Annotated in this window: 18 protein-coding genes; 10 read left to right on the forward strand and 8 right to left on the reverse strand. The window is 72.5% G+C overall.

Annotated elements, in window-relative coordinates; translation table 11 throughout:
• Positions 1-9 precede the first annotated feature (9 nt).
• Positions 10-1,059, reverse strand: coding sequence for an amidohydrolase family protein (locus tag ABZX11_RS38960; RefSeq protein ID WP_354923053.1), 1,050 nt, complete (start codon positions 1,057-1,059; stop codon positions 10-12).
• 149 nt (positions 1,060-1,208) lie between these two features.
• Between ABZX11_RS38960 and ABZX11_RS38965 the strand changes: the two genes are divergently transcribed.
• The gene (locus ABZX11_RS38965) at positions 1,209-3,521 is read left to right on the forward strand and encodes an EAL domain-containing protein (protein WP_254897193.1); all 2,313 of its coding nucleotides are present in this window, start codon (positions 1,209-1,211) and stop codon (positions 3,519-3,521) included.
• A 103-nt stretch (positions 3,522-3,624) separates the two neighbouring features.
• Here the strand turns inward: ABZX11_RS38965 and ABZX11_RS38970 are convergent, their stop codons facing one another.
• Positions 3,625-4,455, reverse strand: coding sequence for a cyclase family protein (locus ABZX11_RS38970; RefSeq protein ID WP_354923057.1), 831 nt, complete (start codon positions 4,453-4,455; stop codon positions 3,625-3,627).
• Between the two features lie 81 nt (positions 4,456-4,536).
• Here ABZX11_RS38970 and ABZX11_RS38975 point away from each other — a divergent pair, with 81 nt between their 5' ends.
• Positions 4,537-4,962 (forward strand): DUF5709 domain-containing protein, encoded by a 426-nt coding sequence (locus tag ABZX11_RS38975; protein ID WP_354923060.1) that lies wholly within the window; start codon positions 4,537-4,539, stop codon positions 4,960-4,962.
• Positions 4,963-5,077: 115 nt separating this feature from the next.
• Here ABZX11_RS38975 and ABZX11_RS38980 read toward each other — a convergent pair whose 3' ends face one another.
• On the reverse strand, positions 5,078-5,452 hold the full coding sequence (locus tag ABZX11_RS38980) for a MerR family transcriptional regulator (protein ID WP_354923063.1): 375 nt from the start codon (positions 5,450-5,452) through the stop codon (positions 5,078-5,080).
• A gap of 54 nt (positions 5,453-5,506) precedes the next feature.
• On the opposite strand from ABZX11_RS38980, the gene ABZX11_RS38985 reads away from it, so the two are divergent.
• Positions 5,507-6,670 carry an MFS transporter gene (locus tag ABZX11_RS38985; RefSeq protein ID WP_354923066.1) on the forward strand — a complete coding sequence of 388 codons (1,164 nt, stop codon included), beginning with the start codon at positions 5,507-5,509 and terminating at the stop codon, positions 6,668-6,670.
• A gap of 51 nt (positions 6,671-6,721) precedes the next feature.
• Here ABZX11_RS38985 and ABZX11_RS38990 read toward each other — a convergent pair whose 3' ends face one another.
• Positions 6,722-7,915 (reverse strand): glycoside hydrolase family 18 protein, encoded by a 1,194-nt coding sequence (locus tag ABZX11_RS38990; protein WP_354923193.1) that lies wholly within the window; start codon positions 7,913-7,915, stop codon positions 6,722-6,724.
• A 152-nt stretch (positions 7,916-8,067) separates the two neighbouring features.
• Here ABZX11_RS38990 and ABZX11_RS38995 point away from each other — a divergent pair, with 152 nt between their 5' ends.
• Positions 8,068-8,457: a hypothetical protein gene (locus ABZX11_RS38995; RefSeq protein WP_176175418.1), complete on the forward strand. Its 390-nt coding sequence runs from the start codon at positions 8,068-8,070 to the stop codon at positions 8,455-8,457.
• 17 nt (positions 8,458-8,474) lie between these two features.
• Here ABZX11_RS38995 and ABZX11_RS39000 read toward each other — a convergent pair whose 3' ends face one another.
• The gene (locus ABZX11_RS39000) at positions 8,475-9,821 is read right to left on the reverse strand and encodes a pyridoxal-dependent decarboxylase (protein ID WP_354923196.1); all 1,347 of its coding nucleotides are present in this window, start codon (positions 9,819-9,821) and stop codon (positions 8,475-8,477) included.
• Positions 9,822-9,900: 79 nt separating this feature from the next.
• Between ABZX11_RS39000 and ABZX11_RS39005 the strand changes: the two genes are divergently transcribed.
• On the forward strand, positions 9,901-10,434 hold the full coding sequence (locus ABZX11_RS39005) for a GNAT family N-acetyltransferase (RefSeq protein WP_176175417.1): 534 nt from the start codon (positions 9,901-9,903) through the stop codon (positions 10,432-10,434).
• Here ABZX11_RS39005 and ABZX11_RS39010 read toward each other — a convergent pair.
• Entirely contained in the window at positions 10,424-10,891 is a 468-nt protein-coding gene (locus tag ABZX11_RS39010) for a nitroreductase family deazaflavin-dependent oxidoreductase (protein WP_354923199.1), read from the reverse strand. The genes ABZX11_RS39005 and ABZX11_RS39010 overlap by 11 nt on opposite strands.
• A gap of 42 nt (positions 10,892-10,933) precedes the next feature.
• Between ABZX11_RS39010 and ABZX11_RS39015 the strand changes: the two genes are divergently transcribed.
• From ABZX11_RS39015 to ABZX11_RS39030, 4 genes are all read left to right on the forward strand, one after another.
• Entirely contained in the window at positions 10,934-11,563 is a 630-nt protein-coding gene (locus ABZX11_RS39015) for a class I SAM-dependent methyltransferase (RefSeq protein ID WP_354923069.1), read from the forward strand.
• Positions 11,564-11,659: 96 nt separating this feature from the next.
• Complete coding sequence (locus ABZX11_RS39020; protein WP_176175415.1) at positions 11,660-12,838, forward strand: helix-turn-helix domain-containing protein; 1,179 nt, start codon at positions 11,660-11,662, stop codon at positions 12,836-12,838.
• A 56-nt stretch (positions 12,839-12,894) separates the two neighbouring features.
• Positions 12,895-13,374, forward strand: coding sequence for a DUF2975 domain-containing protein (locus ABZX11_RS39025; protein ID WP_354923073.1), 480 nt, complete (start codon positions 12,895-12,897; stop codon positions 13,372-13,374).
• A complete protein-coding gene (locus tag ABZX11_RS39030; protein WP_176175413.1) occupies positions 13,374-13,586 on the forward strand; it encodes a helix-turn-helix transcriptional regulator in 213 nt (70 codons plus the stop codon). Before ABZX11_RS39025 ends, ABZX11_RS39030 begins: the two co-directional genes overlap by 1 nt.
• On the opposite strand, the gene ABZX11_RS39035 is transcribed toward ABZX11_RS39030, so the two are convergent.
• Complete coding sequence (locus ABZX11_RS39035) at positions 13,583-14,080, reverse strand: hypothetical protein (RefSeq protein ID WP_176175412.1); 498 nt, start codon at positions 14,078-14,080, stop codon at positions 13,583-13,585. The two genes, ABZX11_RS39030 and ABZX11_RS39035, sit on opposite strands and share 4 nt — an antisense overlap.
• A gap of 271 nt (positions 14,081-14,351) precedes the next feature.
• Here ABZX11_RS39035 and ABZX11_RS39040 point away from each other — a divergent pair, with 271 nt between their 5' ends.
• The gene (locus ABZX11_RS39040) at positions 14,352-15,419 is read left to right on the forward strand and encodes a DUF3068 domain-containing protein (protein WP_354923077.1); all 1,068 of its coding nucleotides are present in this window, start codon (positions 14,352-14,354) and stop codon (positions 15,417-15,419) included.
• Here the strand turns inward: ABZX11_RS39040 and ABZX11_RS39045 are convergent.
• Positions 15,416-16,111 carry a class I SAM-dependent methyltransferase gene (locus ABZX11_RS39045; protein WP_354923080.1) on the reverse strand — a complete coding sequence of 232 codons (696 nt, stop codon included), beginning with the start codon at positions 16,109-16,111 and terminating at the stop codon, positions 15,416-15,418. The two genes, ABZX11_RS39040 and ABZX11_RS39045, sit on opposite strands and share 4 nt — an antisense overlap.
• Positions 16,112-16,175 lie beyond the last annotated feature (64 nt).

The raw sequence follows: 16,175 nt of genomic DNA on the forward strand, positions 1-16,175 counted from the left end.
CGGACCGGTTCACCCGCGGCGCCGCACGCACCGGCCGCGCAGCACCACCGCCGCCGGGGCCGCCAGCTGGTCCGAGTCCACCCGCGGATCCTCGTCGTAGACCACGGCGTCCGCGGGCGCGCCCGGCGCCAGGCCGCCCAGCCCCAGGTACTCCCGTGCGCTCCAGGACGCCGCCGCCAGCGCGTCGTGCGGCCGGACGCCCGCGGCGACCAGTGCACGGATCTCCGCCACGATTCCGCCGTGCGGCAGGGAATCCGTACCCGCGAGCACGCGCACCCCGGCCTCCGCCGCAGCCGCCGTCAAGGATGCGTGGATCCGCGCACCGCTCAGGTACCACGTCCGGGCCGGGCTGTCCGGCTCGCGTTCCCTTCGCCCGAGGCTTTCGGTGATCACCGAAAGCGTGGGGGTCAGCGCCGTGCCCTGGGCCGCCATCCGCGCGAGGAGTCCGGGGTCGAGGCACATGCCGTGTTCGAGGGAGTCGACGCCCGCCGCGACGGCCGCGGCGCCGCCGTCGGGGTGCTGGCTGTGCACGGCCACCCGCCCGCCGGCCGCGTGCACCTCGCGCACCACCGCCCGCAGCACGTCCACCGGCACCGCGGAATCACCGACGCGCCAGTCCGCGATGATCTTCGCCCAGCCGGTCCGGGCCGCCTGCGCCGCCGCCAGCGCGGGCAGCTCGTCGTGGCCGGCGCGGCGGCCCCAGCCGTCGAAGAACTGGCCTTCCTGGGCGAGCCACGGGCCCGCGTGCCGGGCCCGCGGAACGTCCGGGTCTTCCCCGAACCACGGCGGCGGCTCACCCGGCAGCCCCGGTGCGCGGATCAGCGTGACCCCGGCGTCGACGTGCTGGTGCAGCTGTTCCCGGAGCAGGACGGCGTCCATCGGCTGCCCGGGCCGCGCGGCACCGGGGTGGGTGTGCGCGTCGACCAGGCCGGGCAGCAGCCAGCCTTCGGCCACCAGGGTGGCGCCGGGAACGGGATCGGTGGTCCAGCGGTCACCGTCGGCGTAGAGGTCGACGTACTCGCCGCTCGGCAGGGCGTACCCCCGGATGCGCGTGATCACCGAACCGACCGTACCCGCGTGTGCCGGCCGGTGTGGGCGAGTACGAGCCGCCTGACCGGCGCCGGTGCCGATGCCGGTGCGCTTGTGGTTGATCACCCCCGGTGTAGTGTTTGCCGGTCCGACCGGCGTGCGTGACCGCGTGAGGTGCCATGACAGTGCGGCGGTACCCAGTGGCCATCCTGCTCGTCCTCGTCACGGCGGCCATGATCGTGGTCAACGGCTTCGCCTTCTGGGGCGACACCTTCGCCCTGTGGGTCGACGACGCCATGCAGCTCAGCGCCGGGGTCGCCGCGGTCGTCTGCGGGATCGTCGTCGCGCGGCGGGTGCGCGGGCACCAGCGGTGGTGGCGGGTGCTGGTCGCGATCGGCATGGCCGCCTGGTCGTTCGGGCAGTGCTTCTGGTCGTGGTACCAGCTGGTCGACGGCCGCGGGCTGCCGTCGCCGTCGCTGGCCGACGTCGGGTACCTGAGCTTCCCCGTGTTCGCGCTCGCCGCGCTGTTCGTGCTGGCCAGGGCGCGGGTGCGGCCGGACCGGGAACGCTGGCAGCCCGCACAGTGGACCGCGCACTTCGGCGTCGCGGTGGTGCTCGACGGGCTCGTGGTCACCGGCTCGCTGTTCATCCTCACCTGGACCGCGGCGCTCGGGCAGGTGGTCCGGGCGACCGGGCCGGACGCGCTGACCTGGGCCGTCGCCATCGCCTACCCGCTGTCGGACCTGGTGGTCGTGGTCGTCGCGGTGCTGCTGGTCGTCTTCGACCGGGTCGACCGCCCCTACCGCGCGAACCTGCTGCTGGCGGCGGTCGGGATCGTCGCGCTGGCCGCGTCCGACAGCGTGTTCGCCTACCTGGTCAGCATCGGCGCGGAGAGCATGAAGCCGTGGTCGGACGGCGGGTTCGTGCTCGGCCCGCTGTTCATCGCCTTCGCGCTGCTGGTGACGCCCGGGACGCGGCGCCGGGACGACGCGGGCCAGCCGGTCGGCGTCGACTGGTGGCAGGTGGCGCTGCCGTACCTGCCGGTCACCGCGGTCGCGCTGCTGATCACCGTGCAGGTCGTGGCCGGCGCCGGCCCGGACGCCGTCGAGGTGTACGTCGGCGTGCTCGTGGTGTTCCTGGTACTCGCCCGGCAGCTGCTTTCCCTGCTGGACAACCGGTTGCTGCTGCGGCGGGTGTACGAGGGCCAGCAGCAGCTGACCCACCAGGCCTACCACGACCCGCTGACCGGGCTGGCCAACCGCGCGCTGTTCGCCGACCGGCTGGACCGGGCCGTCGAGCAGGGCACCGACGGCGGGCGCGGGCCGCTCGTGCTGATCTTCGTCGACCTGGACGACTTCAAGGAGGTCAACGACCGGTTCGGGCACGCGGGCGGGGACGTGCTGCTGCACGCGGTCGCCCAGCGGCTGCTGAGCTGCGTGCGCGCGGGCGACACGGTCGCCCGCCTCGGCGGCGACGAGTTCGCGATCCTGCTGGAAGGCGAGGTCGACGCCCCGCAAGCGGTCGCCGACCGGATCCAGAGCGCGCTGCGGCGGCCGTTCGCGGTGCACGGCACGCTGGTCCCGGTCCGCGCCAGCATGGGACTGGTGGTGCCGGACCCGGCCGAGCCGTCGGTGACGGCGGACGTGCTGCTGGGCCGCGCGGACACGTCGATGTACGCGGGCAAGCGGCTCGGCAAGGACACGACGGTCGTGTACCAGCCGTCGCCGGACGGGCCGCCCGACTTCCCGACCGCTCTGCGCCGCGCGAACGGCGGGCTCCCGGAGGGCTTCGCGCTGGTCTTCCAGCCGATCGTCCGGCTGGCCGACGAGCAGCCGGTGGCGGTGGAGGCGCTGGCCCGCTGGACCGCGCGGGACGGCACCTCGGTGTCACCCGAGACGTTCGTCCGCGCCGCCGAGGGCGCCGGGCTCGGCGCGGAGCTGGACGCGCTGGTGCTGGACCTGGCCTGCCGCGAGATCACCGCGGCGGGGATCGACCTCACGGTGCACGTGAACGTGTGCGCGAGCCGGCTCGGCGCGGCCACGCTGGAGCAGAGCGTGGGGTCGGCGCTGGACCGCTACGGCCTGCCCGCGGACCGCCTGGTCGTCGAGATCACCGAGACGGTGCCGGTGCCGGACCTGGCGGCGGGCGCGGCCGCGATCCGCCGCCTCCAGGACCTAGGCGTCCGGGTGGCCCTCGACGACTTCGGCGCCGGGTACAGCTCGCTGACCGTGCTGCACGCGCTGCCGGTCGACCTGATCAAGCTGGACCGCGCACTGACGACGGGCATCCGCCCGGACCGCGACGCGGCGCTGTGCCGCTCGCTGGTCGGGCTGTGCGCGGACTTGGAAGTGGACGTCGTCGCGGAGGGCATCGAGACGGCCGAGCAGGCCGAACTGGTCACCCGGGCGGGCTGCACCACCGCACAGGGCTACCGCTTCGGCCACCCGGCCCCGCTGTCTTCGCTGCGGCTGTCGACGCTCTCGCCCGGTTGAGAACTGTCCGGCAAGCCGTCGGCGCCAGCGGACGGTGAGTTCGGCCCACCTGCCGGGTCGAAGCCGAGCACCCCGAGGCGGCCTCGGGGCGCTCGGGCCGGGACTAACCCACCCCCGGCGGCAGCACGCCGAAGATCGTCGCCGTGGACCCCGCGCCGCGGCGGTTGATCGGGCCGCCCGCCAGCACCCAGGCGCCGGTCGTCGGCAGGGCCTTGAGGTTGGCCAGGATCTCCAGGCTGATCCGGTGACGCCGGTAGACCAGCTTGGACACGGTGTACGTCTCGTCGGTGCCGACGTCCGGGCTGAACGTGTCGGTGCCCGTGCCGCCGCGGCGGCCCAGCCGGCCGGTGTCGATCAGCCACTGGACCGCCGGGATCGAGAACCCGGGCTGGTGCAGCACGCCGTCCGCACCGGTGTTCGGGAAGGCCGGCGTGCCCCACTTGGCGTCCCACCCGGTCCACAGCACCACGACGGACTCGTCCGGGATCCGGCCGTGGCGCTTCTCCCACGCCTTCAGGTCGTCGATCGTCACGGCGTAGTCCGGGTTGCGCGCCGCCTTCGCCCGGACGTCGATCTTGACGGCGGGGCGGAACAGGTCCGCCGGGTCCATGTCGTCGGCGAGCGGCTCCCCGGTGTTGAAGTGGCCGGGCGCGCCCCAGTGCGTCCCGGTGTGCTCGCCTTCGCGGACGAACTGCAGGTAGTAGCCGTCTTCGGGGATGGTGGCGATCGTCTCCAGCTCGAAGGCCGGGTCCCCGGGGAAGACGTTGGTCGTGGCCGGGTCGTTGACGTGCGACAGGTTGACCAGGTTGAGCTGGTCCAGCCGCACCGGCGGCGCGGCTTCGGTCGTTCCGGCGGCCTGGGCCGTCCGCGCGGACAGCGCGGCGCCGAACACCCCGGCCAGCCCCGCAGCCAGCACCCTGCGTCTCATCGGCATGAGGGATCACCTTTCAGCCTTGTTTGCACGGTCATATCACCCGGACTGGGCGCAGCCAATGAGTTGCGCGAAGATGTGGCCGTGGACAACGACATCGACGACAACGCCGACGAAGGCATCCTCGACCCCGAGGACACTTTGGACGACCGCGACGAGCTGGCGGAGGGTTATTCACCGCCGGAACGCGCGCAGGCAACCGAAGGCTGGGGCACCACCGCGCGCGAGACCGCGGAAGGCGAAAGCTGGGCGGGCCGGCTCGCCCGCGAAGTCCCGGACCTGGCCGACGACCCCGAAGACGACGGGCTCGGCGACACCGAGGACACCGACGGCGAGCTCCTCGACGACGAGGTCGGCGACGTCCGCGCGGGCCGCCTGGTGGCCACGGACGAAGGCTACGGCGAAGACACCGACGAAGAGCTGTACGCCTCGGACTCCGGCATCGACGGCGGCGCGGCTTCGGCGGAGGAAGCGGCGGTCCACGTGATCGACCCGTCTCGCCGCTGGTGAGGTAGCAGAAGCTCCGGATCGGCGCGACGGGGTGTCGCGCCGCGACGCGCCGATCAGCGGGTTGTCCGCCTCCGCCACCGGGCGGGAAAGTCCGGGGCAGAGCCAGTCGCTGCCGTCATCGGCCTGCCGTGTCGTACTCGCGGACTGCGGCCAGGTACTCCCCGATCGCGTCGCGGTTGCGCAGCAGGCACTCCGCCCGCCTGGTCATCCGGTCGCGCTCGGCCTCCAGCGTCGCGATCATCTCCGGCGTCGCGTCCGGGAAGTAGATGGTCCGCGGTTTGTCCAGGCAGGGCAGGATCTGCTTGATGATCCGGGTGGGCAGGCCGGCGTCGAGCAGGCCGCGCACCTGGATCACCCGGTCGACCGTCGGCTCGTCGTAGTCGCGGTAGCCGTTGGGACCACGGGCGGCGATGATCAGGCCCTGCTCCTCGTAGTACCGGAGGAGCCGCCGGGACGTGCCCGTGCGCTCCGCGAGCTCACCGATCCGCATGTGCCCCACCTCACGTAGACCTTCACATCAATGTGAGGGTTCGAGCATAGCGGCATGACGAACCTCAGCACCCGCGCTTTTCCGCTCGCCGCCCTCCTCGCCCTGACCACCGCCGCGTTCGTCACCGTGCTCACCGAGGCGCTGCCCGCCGGCGTGCTGCCCGGGATGAGCGCGGGCCTCGGCGTCGGCGAACCCGCGGCCGGCCAGGCGGTGACGGTCTACGCGCTCGGCACCGCGCTCACCGCGATCCCGCTGGCCGCCGCCACCGCGCGGTGGTCGCGCAAACGCCTGCTGCTCAGCGGGGTCGCCGGGTTCGCGGTGGCCAACACCGTCACGACGCTGTCCGCCGACTACACGCTGACGATGGTGGCCCGCTTCGTCGCCGGGGTGGCCGCGGGCGTCGTCTGGGCCCTGCTCGCCGGGTACGCGCGCCGGCTCGCGCCGGACAACCAGGGGCGGGCCATCGCGGTCGTGATGGCAGGCATCCCGCTGGCGCTCTCGCTCGGCATCCCGGCCGGGACGTTCCTCGGCGGCCTGCTCGGCTGGCGCTCGGCGTTCGGCGTCATGTCCGCGATCGCCGTCGTGCTGCTCGCCTGGATCGCCGCGGCGGTGCCCGACGAGCCGGGGCAGGCGGGCGGCCGGACGCCGGTCCTGCGCACGCTCGCCGTCCCCGGTGTCGCGCCGGTGCTGGCCGTGACGCTCGTGTTCGTGCTGGCCCACACCGTGCTCTACACCTACGTCGCCGCCTTCCTCGCGCACGCCGGGCTCGGCGGTTCGGTGGACGTCGTCCTGCTGGTGTTCGGCGTCGCGTCGATGGCGGGCATCGCTCTCGTCGGTGCCGGGATCGACCGCGCGCTGCGGACGTTGACGGTGCTCAGCACCCTCGGCGTCGCGGTGGCCGCGGCCCTGCTGGCGGTGTTCGCGGGCGGCCCGGTGCTGGTCTGCGTGGCGGTCGCGCTGTGGGGGCTCGGCTGGGGCGGCGTCCCGACCCTGCTGCAGACGGCGGCGGGGAACGCCGGCGGCGATGCTGCGGACAACGCGCAGGCCATGCTCGTCACGCTGTGGAACGCCGCGATGGCCGCGGGCGGGGTGGCCGGCGGGGTCCTGCTCGACGCCGCCGGGCCGGCGGCCTTCCCCTGGACGCTGCTCGTGCTCCTGCTACCGGTGCTGGCGATCGTGCTCGGCGCCCGGCGGCACGGGTTCCCCGCTCGCTCCTAAGTGGACGAAGGGCCCGGGCGCTCGCGCCCGGGCCCTCCAGCTCGAGGGGGATCAGCAGCGGCCGGCGATGGCCCGCAGCAGTTCGGCGTTCGCCGTGTCGCCGGACAGCTCCCAGGCGAACACGCCGCCGAGGCCCTGCGACTTCGCGTAGCCGGCCTTCGCCGACGCGGTCTCCGGCGTGTCGTAGCTCCACCACTGCGAGCCGCACTTCGCGTACGCCGTACCGGCGACGTGGCCGTTGGCCGGGCACTTGGTCTTGAGGACCTTGTAGTCCTCGACGCCCGCTTCGTAGGTGCCGGGAGCCGGGCCGGTGGCCGTGCCGCCCGGCTGCTTCTGCGTCACGCCGTCCCAGCCGCGGCCGTAGAAGCCGAGGCCCAGCAACATCTTCGCCGGCGGCACGCCCTGGTGGCGCAGCTTTTGGACGGCGGCGTCGGCGTAGAAGCCGGCGGTCGGCAGGCCCGGGTAGGCGCGCAGCGGCGAGTGCGGGGCGGTCGGCCCGGTCGGGCTGGCCCCGGCGACGAAGTAGTCGTAGGTCATCACGTTGTACCAGTCGAGGTACCGGCTCGCGGCGCCGTACTCGGTGGCGTCGATCTTGCCGTCCTTCGAGCCGTCGGCGGTGATCGCGGCGGTCACCAGCTGGCGCCCGAACTTCGCGCGCAGCGCCTTGACCAGCCCGGTGAACGCCTTCGGCCCGCTGGTGTCGCAGGTGTTGCCGCAGGCGTTGGGGTACTCCCAGTCGATGTCGATGCCGTCGAACACGCCCGCCCAGCGCGGGTCGTTGACCAGGTTGTAGCAGGACTCCGCGAATGCGGCCGGGTTCTTCGCCGCCTCGGTGAAGCCTGCCGACCAGGTCCAGCCGCCGAACGACCACAGCACCTTGAGCTTCGGGTGCAGCTTCTTCAGCTGGAGGAGCTGGTTGAAGCTCCCGTGCAACGCCCCGGGCTCGGTGCTGTCGGCCTGGCCGCTGACGCTGGTGGCGGCGTCGTAGGGCATGTCGTGGTCGGCCCACGGGTCGCCGACCGCGCACCCGCCGCCGGTGACGTTGCCGAAGGCGTAGTTGATGTGGGTCAGCTTCGCGGCCGAACCGGACGTTTCGATGTCCTTGACGTGGTAGCCGCGGGCGTAGACGTCCCAGTCGGCGAAGTAGGCCATCACCTTGCCCTGGGCCGGCGCGGCTTCCGCGGGCGGCGCGGCCACGGAGGCCCCGGCTAGCGCGAGTGCGATGACGGCGACGCGTTTTCTCATGCGGAGCACGGGATTCTCCTCACGACCCTGGCGGACCCGCCGAGACTAACAGGTCCAGACCATTTCGAACCAGGGTCAAATCAGTACGGTCAACGGATTTCCCGATGCTCCCCCAGCCGGGCGCGGATTCACGGACGTGCGATGATCGGGCGATGACCGAGTTCGGCTGCGCGCGCTGCTCCGGCGAAGACGCCCTGACCGCGCTGGCGTTCTGCACGACCCGGCTGAACAAGACCCATCGCCTGGTCGAGCGGTCCCATTTCAGCGTCTCACTGCGCCGGTGCCCGGAATGCGGCCAGTCGTTCGCCGCGATCTTCACCGAGTTCGTCGACCGGGAAGGCGAAGACGCGCAGTACTTCGACTTCGTCCCGCTCACCACGGCCGAGGTTTCCTCGCTGGCGGCGCAGGGTCCCCGCGTCGACCTCGCCGAGCTGGGCGCACTCGGCAGCGTCCGCCGCCGGCTGTCGTCGAGCTGGCCGACCGGCGGCGAGAAGGAGATCGCCTGGCGGACGGACTCGCTCTCGGTGCGCGAGGGTCACTGACCGGCGCACCGAGCGGCTCACCGGCCGGCCAGGCGGAGGATCGCCGCGGCGCTGCGGTCGACGTCGGCTTCGGTGGTCGACCAGCCGGACACCGAAATCCGCAGGTACCGACGGCCGCGCCAGGTGGTGCCGCCGAGCCAGCACGTCCCGTCGTCCTGGATCTTCCGGATGAGGTCGTCGGTGTCGCCGCCGAAGGACACCAGGACCTGGTTGAGCACGACGTCGTTGGCGATCTCGGCCCCGCCCTCGGCGAGCTTCGCGGCGAAGCGGCGGGCCAGCCGGCAGCAGCGTTCGACGAGTTCGGCGACGCCATCGCGGCCCAGTTCGCGCAGCGCCGCCCACACGGCGAACCCGCGGGCGCGGCGTGAGGACTCCAGGGTCAGGTCGCCCATGCCGGACAGCTCACCGGCGCCGGTGAGGTAGGCGGCCCGGTAGGCGATCGCCGCGGCGTGGACCTCCGGGCGCGCGCAGAAGACAAACCCGGAGTCGTACGGGACGTTCAGCCACTTGTGCCCGTCGCAGGCCCAGGAGTCGGCGAGTTCGACGCCGTCGAGGAGCGGCCTGGTGCCCGGGGCGGCCGCGGCCCAGAGCCCGAACGCGCCGTCGACGTGGATCCAGGCGTCTCCCACGGCTTCCCGGGCGGCGCGCAGGTCGTCGCAGGCTCCGGTGTTCACGTTCCCCGCCTGCAGGCAGACGATCAGCGGGCCGCTCCCGGCCGCGCACACTTCGCGGAGGTCTTCGACGTCGATCGCGCCTTGCGGGCCGGCCTTGACCGGCTCGACGGCGCGGGTGCCGAAGCCGAGCAGCCGCAGGGCGCGGTCGATGGTGGCGTGCCGCTCTTCGCTCGCGACGACCCGGACGCGTGGGGCACCGGCCAGCCCGTCGCGTTCGACGTCCCAGCCGGCTTCGGCGAGCACGTGGTGCCGGGCGGCGGCGAGGCCGGCGGTGTTCGCGGCCTGTCCGCCGGTGACGAACCCGGCGGAGGCGGTGGCCGGGATGCCGAGCAGCTCCTTCAGCCAGGCGCCGGCACCGTCCTCGGCGGCGGCCGCGGCGGGCGAGAGGACGGCGTTGAAGCCGTTCTGGTCCCAGCAGGCGGCCAGGACGTCGGCGGCGGTGGCGGCCGGGAGGGCTCCGCCGATGACGAAGCCGAAGAACCGCGGCCCGGCCGTGGCGACGAGCCCGGGTGCGGCGGCCCTGGCGAGCTGTTCGAGCACTTCGGACGGTGGGCTGGGGTCCTCCGGGAGCGGCCCGCCGAAGCCGGCCCGCAGCTCGGCGGGGTCGACGGGCCGGGCGACCGGCCGGTCCGCGAGGGTGGCCCGGTAGCCGGCGCCGAGCTCGGCGGCGCGGGCGAGGAGCGCGTGCATGTCGTCCACGAGACGACTGTAGGCCGGTCCGGACGCTGGGCCGGGAACAATCCGGGGCCTCCCGGCGTAGCGTCCTGGTATGGAGACCCCGTTGAGCACCGACCGCCTCGTGATCCGGGACTGGACGCCTGCCGACGCCGAAGCCGCGTTCGCGATCTACGGCGCGGAAGACGTCACGCACTGGCTGACCCCGGCCATGGACCGCGTCGGCGACATCGGTGCGATGCGCGCGGTGCTGCACGCCTGGCAGGAGGCGCAGCCGAACCTGCCGCCGCCGCGCGGCCGCTGGGCGATCGAGCGCAAAGAGGACGGTGCGGTGATCGGCGGCCTCGGCATCCGGCTGCTGCCACCGTTCGAAGAGGACCTGGAGCTGAGCTGGCAGCTCACCCCCGGCGTCTGGGGCAAGGGCTACGCGTCCGAAGCGGCGACCGCGCTGATCGAGTGGGCCTTCACCCAGGACACCGAAGAGCTGTTCGCCGTGGCGCGGCCGAACAACACGCGGGCGATCGCGGTCGCCAAGCGGCTCGGCATGCAGTGGGTCGGCGAAACCGACAAGTACTACAACCTGCGGCTGCAGGTGTACCGGATCCGGCACACCGACCTCATCGGCTGACCGGCTCCAGCAGGAAGACGCGGATGTCCCGGTGCGCGGCCCGCACGGCGTACCGGTCGTAGGCGGGCCAGTACGCCGCCACCGCGTCCCACATCTCCCGGCGCTCGTCCCCGGTCAGGAGCCGCCCGGTGACGTCGATCGTGCGCCCGTGCACCGAGACCGTCGCCTTCGGCTGGGCCAGCAGGTTCGCCGACCAGGCCGGGTGCGCTTCGCCGCCCCAGTTCGAGCCGATGACGACGTACCCGCCGCCCCGCTCGACGTACAGCAGCGGCACCTGGCGGGGCTCGCCGCTGCGGCGCCCGATCGTCGTGAGCAGCAACGTCCGCAGCCCGACCGCCGCACCGACGCCGACCCGGCCGCCGCTGATCCGCAGCAGCACCCGGTCGGCGGGCACGAGCGCCCGCCCGAGCACCGCGAACGCCCTGCTCTTGCCCAATCCGGCGAACACACCCCGCAAACCGGTCACGGCGTGATCCTAGGTCTGGCAAGGTCTGCGGGCATGACCCGCCCCGAAACCGCCGCCGAGGTCTTCGACGCGCTCGGCACGGCGTATGAGCACGCCTTCCGCGCCGCGACCGCGCACCGCGCCGCCGTCACCGACCTGCTCGCCGCCCTGCCACCCGGGGCGAAGGTGCTCGACCTCGGCGCGGGCACCGGGCGGCCCACCGCGGAACTGCTGGCCGCCGCCGGTCACGACGTCACCGGCTACGACGTCGCGCCGAAGATGGTCGCGATCGCCCGGGAGCAGGTGCCCGCCGCCCGGTTCGAGCTCGGGGACATGCGCGAACTGTCCTACCCGGACGCGACCTGGGACGCGGTCACGGCCTTCTTCTCGATGCTGCAGCTGCCCCGGGCCGAGCAGGAGGCCGTGCTCGGCCGCGTCGCGGCCTGGCTCAAGCCCGGCGGCCTGCTGGTCTTCGCGACCGTGCCCGCCGACGTCGACGGCGTCGACATCGTCTTCATGGGCCACCCGGTCCGCGCGTACAGCTTCGCCGCCGGGGCGCTCAAGGAGCTGCTGGCCGCGGCGGGCCTGGAGGTCGTCCGCGAGGACGTGGCCGAGTTCGTGCCCGACCACCCGGACGCCGGCCCGGAGCCGCACGTCTACCTCACCGCGCGCAAGCCGGCCTGAACCCGTCAAGTCCTCACCACCTCGATCACCCGACGGACATGAATTTTGCTCAAGTTCGTGCGTGTCCCGTGCGGCGGACCCGAGCTAAAGTGAGGGATGGGCATCGAAGCTCTCGCCAGGCCGGTCCCTCGCGAGCACCGTGAGCTGGTGCGCGAGATGCTGGCCCGGCTCCCCGAGTTCGCCGATCGCCTGGCCCGGCTGCTGGGTGAACAGGACGAGTTCTACCGGCAGGTCGAGGACGTCGCCCCGGGCGAGCTTCGGCAAGTCTGCCGGGCCAACCTCGAACGCGCGCTGACGGCTTTGGCCGAAGGCCGCGGACTGGCCCTCGACGCCGCCCGCAAGACCGGACTGGCCCAGGCCCGCCAGGGCATCCCGCTGCCCGCCGTGCTGCGCGCGTTCCGGATCGGCGGCACCTTCGTCTACGAAGGCCTGCTGGAGCTGGCCGGCCCGGAGTTCCTGAACCCGACCCGGACGATCGAGATCAACTCCTACGTCTGGAAGGCGATCGACCTCTACTCCGACGCGCTGACCACGGCGTACGAGCAGGTCGCGGCCGAGCCGTCGCACGCGAACGCGCGACTGCTGGACGACCTGCTGCGCGGCCGGCTGACCGGCCAGGCGGAGATGGAGGCCGCGGCGCGCGAGCTGGGCCTGCCGACCGCGGGCATGTTCGTCGCCGTGGTCACCGAGCGTGTCGAGCCGGACGAGCACGACTCCGTCGAGGCGCTGCTGCGGGCGCGGCGCTGGCGGTCGGCGTGGCGCCCCGGCGGCGAGGCGGGCCTGGTCGCGATCGACCGGATCGAGGACGTCCGCCGGCTGCGCGAAACACTGGGGTCGCTGCCGGTCGCGGCCGGGCTGAGCAGGCCGTTCTCCGGTTTCCCCGACGTACCGGACGCCCTCCACCGGGCCCGGATCGCCCGCCGTTCCCTCCCGGCGGCGACGCCGGGTGTGGTGGTGTTCGGCGACTCGCCGGTGACGACGCTGGTCGCGGCGGCGCCCGGGATGGCCCGCGACGTCTGCCGGTCGGCGCTGGCCGGCGTGCTCGCCCTGCCGGGAGCGGAGCGCAAGGTCCTGCTCGACACCCTGCTGGCCTGGTTCGCCGGCGGCGGCTCGGCGAAGGACGCGGCGGACCGGTTGTTCGTGCACCCCAACACGGTCCGCTACCGGCTGCGGCGCGTGCAGGAGCTGACCAAGCGCGACCTGACCAACCCGGTGGACGTCGGCGAGCTGTACGTCGCCCTCGAGTCGGTGCGTCTCGATCCGGAGCCGGATTGATCGTTTCCCGATTACTACCGATTGACTTTCGATAGGAACCACGCGATAGTCGGCGCATGGTTACCGAGAAATGGGCCGTTGCCGCGCTCAGGTTCTTCCTCGTGGTGCTCTTCGGCGTCCTGGTCGTGTTCCAGACGCTGTCGCTCCCGGGCGGGATCGCCTACCACACGCAGCAGAACCCGCACGACGCTCCGCTGCGCTGGCCGCTGACCGCGATCGCGGTGTTCCTCGTGCTGTGCGTCGAGGTGGTGGTCGTCGCGACGTGGAAGCTGCTGACGCTGGTCAAGAAGGACCGGATCTTCACGACGGCGTCGCTGAAGTGGGTCGACGCGATCGTCTGGGCGGTGGCGGCGGCGTGGCTGGTGCTCGTCGGCATGCTGGTCTTCGTGGGGTTCAACGCGGACGACCCGGGGATGCCGATGCTGTTGTTCCTGGTCACCGTGGCGATCACGGTGCTCGGCCTGCTGATGGTGGTCATGCGCGCCCTGCTGCGCCAGGCGACCACGCTGCGCACCGACCTGGAAGCGGTCATCTGATGCCGATCGTCGTGCGCATCGACGTCGAGCTGGCCAAGCGCAAGATGAGCGTCGGGGAGTTCGCCGAAAAGGTCGGCCTGACGCCGGCGAACGTGGCGGTGCTGAAGAACGGCCGCGCGAAGGCGGTCCGGTTCAGCACGCTGGAGGCGATGTGCCGGGTGCTCGGGTGCCAGCCCGGTGACCTGCTGGAGTTCGTCGAGGAGGATCTCTAGGCCGCGTCGGCCTCCACCAGACGCGCCAGCTCCAGGAGCGTGCCCTCGAAGGACGGCCCCGCCGTCAGCGCCACCGTGAGCGGGACACCACGCCGTCCCGTCCCCACCGGGAGCCTCACCGCCGGTTCCGTCCACTGCGGACGGTCCACACCGGCCGAAACCACCACGTCCGGACGGGCCGGGCGGGACCGGCGGCCGCCCGCGTCGAGGTCCAGCACCACGTTGCCGTGCAACGAAAGCAAGGCCGCCACGTCCGCGACGGCGTCCCGCAGCTCGCGGTCGGCGATCGAGTCCGAATGGGCGCCGATCGCCGGGCGGGCCGGCTCCGCGTCGCGGGTCAGGCGGGGGACGATCGCCGCCAGGTCGCCCGGGGCGCAGCTCAGCAGGCGGATACCCGGTACGCCCGCCAGGTCGTCGGTCAGGGTGATTCCCGCGCTCGCGGCGGCCGCCACGATCCGGGCCCGCCAGCGCGCGGTCGCCGCGATGGCGACCATCGATGGGTCCTGGAGCAAAAGGGACGTTCTCCTTCACGGTCCGGCGCGGCGGCTGGGGGATCGTCCGATGGTGGGCCCGTGCCCGTTGTGCCCGGGAACAAACATGTTTGGCCGCTTGGTCCGAACGGCGGCGCCCATGCGACCTTCCGGTGGCACCGCCGGGCTGTGACCGCCGGTCACACTTTGACGCGCGACGTGGCGCAGGCCACTATCCGTGCACCTGATTACCGCCGGGTAATTTGCGTGTACGGAGTACGACCCAGGAGGACCGTTGCGACGAGCTTTGGGCCTGATCTTGCTGGCGCTGGGGGTCTTCGCGGTCGCCGGGGCGGTGCTGCTGCCGACCTACGTCTACCCGAAGCTCGCCAAGGTGCCGCTGGACCAGGATTCGACGTCGGTGCTGGAAGGCACCGCGAGCCGGGTCCTCGCCGTGACCGACAAGGGCGCCGGCCCGGTCACCGAGATCCGCGAAAACGCGAAGCTGACCGCCACCGCCCGCGTCCAGGCGAACTTCTCCCGGCCCGAAATGCACGAGGGCACCGACTACGCGGTCTGGCTGCTCGCGGTGCAGGTCAAGGACGACGCCGACGGCACCGTGCTCAGCGCGAGCAAGCGGCAGGTCTGCTTCGACCGGCGCACCTCCGAGGGGTACGACCCGCGTGGCGCCAACGACCCGAAGTGCACCAAGGAAAGCAGCTACGTCACCGAGCTGCAGGCCAAGGCGGACAAGGACGGCCAGAAGCCGCCCGAGAAGAACGACTACAAGCCGCAGCCCGGCCTGAACTTCAAGTTCCCCTTCGGCACCGAGCAGAAGGACTACCCGGTCTACGACGACAACACCGGCAAGGCCGTCACCGCCCGGTACACCGGCACCGAGACGGTGAACGGGATCGAGACCTACAAGTTCGTCCAGAACATCCCCGACACCAAGCTCGAGACGAAGTCGGTGCCCGGCTCGCTCGTCGGCGCCACCGAGTCGAGTGTGGACGCGGACCTGTACTACCGCGGGGTCAACACGATGTGGGTGGAGCCGGTCACCGGGGTCGAGGTGAAGCAGCAGCAACAGCAGCACCAGGAACTGCGCCGCACCACCGGCAGCCCGACCGTCGTGTTCGACGGGACGCTGTCCTACAACGCCAAGACGATCGCGCAGATGGTCGACCAGATCGACGAGAACAAGGGCAAGCTGGAGTTCCTGACGAGCACCGGCCCGCTCTGGCTCGGCATCGGCGGCGGCGTGGCCATCGTCGCCGGGATCTACCTGCTGGTCCGCCGTCGCCCGGCCGCCCCGCCGGCCCCGCCGCGGCGGCAGCGGGTGCCGGTCGGCGCGGACCGCTAGCGCTTCTTCAGCACCAGGACGAGATTCCAGGACGCGATTTCACGGAGGCCGGGAATCCGCACGATCCCCATCGCCCAGCTCGGGTGGTACCGCGGGTACCCGGCCACCAGGTCGGCGGTCGGCGTCGTCTTCGCCCAGCGGAGCGCGGCGCCGACCGAAACCGGGAAGAGGCTTTCCCCGAATTTGTTCTTCGGCTGCCTCCCGAATTTCCGGGCATAACGGCTCCTGGCGTAGTAACCGCCGAGGAAATGCCACGGCGCGGTCTCGTGGCCGCCCCACGGTGAATACCACGGCGTGAACGACGCGAAGACCGTGCCGCTGGGCTTGGTCACCCGGCACATCTCGGCGAGCATGACCCACGGCTCGGAGACGTGCTCCAGCACGTTCGACGAGTAGCAGATGTCCACGGACCCGCTGCGCACGGGCAGTTCCGTGCCGCTGGCGCGGATCATGTTCTCCCCCGGCTCACCACGGGCGGACAGCTCGCCGACGTCCGGGTCGAGGCCGAGGTAGACCGCGCCGGCCGCGCGGAAGGCGTCGGAGAAATAGCCCGGTCCGCCGCCGACGTCGAGCACCGTGCGCCCCGGCAGCGGCGCGTGGGACGCCAATTGCCGGACGGAGTCGGCGGCGAGCGCGGAATAGAAGCCGTCCGGGTCCGTCTGTTCGGTCAGGAATGTCCGGAACAGGGTCACCGAACGGCGGAGCGTGGCGCGGTGCGGCTGTGCCGTCGCGACGAGAACCGGATTACCTACCATT

The organism is Amycolatopsis sp. NPDC004169 (assembly GCF_040610315.1).
In the GTDB taxonomy this organism is placed as follows: Bacteria; Actinomycetota; Actinomycetes; order Mycobacteriales; family Pseudonocardiaceae; genus Amycolatopsis.

Excerpts from the sequence above, each read along its gene's own strand:
- ABZX11_RS38965 (WP_254897193.1), top strand. The coding sequence starts at position 1,209 with ATGACAGTGCGGCGGTACCCAGTGGCCATCCTGCTCGTCCTCGTCACG.
- ABZX11_RS38970 (WP_354923057.1), bottom strand. The coding sequence starts at position 4,455 with ATGCCGATGAGACGCAGGGTGCTGGCTGCGGGGCTGGCCGGGGTGTTC.
- ABZX11_RS38980 (WP_354923063.1), bottom strand. The coding sequence starts at position 5,452 with ATGCGGATCGGTGAGCTCGCGGAGCGCACGGGCACGTCCCGGCGGCTC.
- ABZX11_RS38985 (WP_354923066.1), top strand. The coding sequence starts at position 5,507 with ATGACGAACCTCAGCACCCGCGCTTTTCCGCTCGCCGCCCTCCTCGCC.
- ABZX11_RS38990 (WP_354923193.1), bottom strand. The coding sequence starts at position 7,915 with ATGAGAAAACGCGTCGCCGTCATCGCACTCGCGCTAGCCGGGGCCTCC.
- ABZX11_RS38995 (WP_176175418.1), top strand. The coding sequence starts at position 8,068 with ATGACCGAGTTCGGCTGCGCGCGCTGCTCCGGCGAAGACGCCCTGACC.
- ABZX11_RS39000 (WP_354923196.1), bottom strand. The coding sequence starts at position 9,821 with ATGCACGCGCTCCTCGCCCGCGCCGCCGAGCTCGGCGCCGGCTACCGG.
- ABZX11_RS39005 (WP_176175417.1), top strand. The coding sequence starts at position 9,901 with ATGGAGACCCCGTTGAGCACCGACCGCCTCGTGATCCGGGACTGGACG.
- ABZX11_RS39015 (WP_354923069.1), top strand. The coding sequence starts at position 10,934 with ATGACCCGCCCCGAAACCGCCGCCGAGGTCTTCGACGCGCTCGGCACG.
- ABZX11_RS39020 (WP_176175415.1), top strand. The coding sequence starts at position 11,660 with ATGGGCATCGAAGCTCTCGCCAGGCCGGTCCCTCGCGAGCACCGTGAG.
- ABZX11_RS39025 (WP_354923073.1), top strand. The coding sequence starts at position 12,895 with ATGGTTACCGAGAAATGGGCCGTTGCCGCGCTCAGGTTCTTCCTCGTG.
- ABZX11_RS39030 (WP_176175413.1), top strand. The coding sequence starts at position 13,374 with ATGCCGATCGTCGTGCGCATCGACGTCGAGCTGGCCAAGCGCAAGATG.
- ABZX11_RS39035 (WP_176175412.1), bottom strand. The coding sequence starts at position 14,080 with ATGGTCGCCATCGCGGCGACCGCGCGCTGGCGGGCCCGGATCGTGGCG.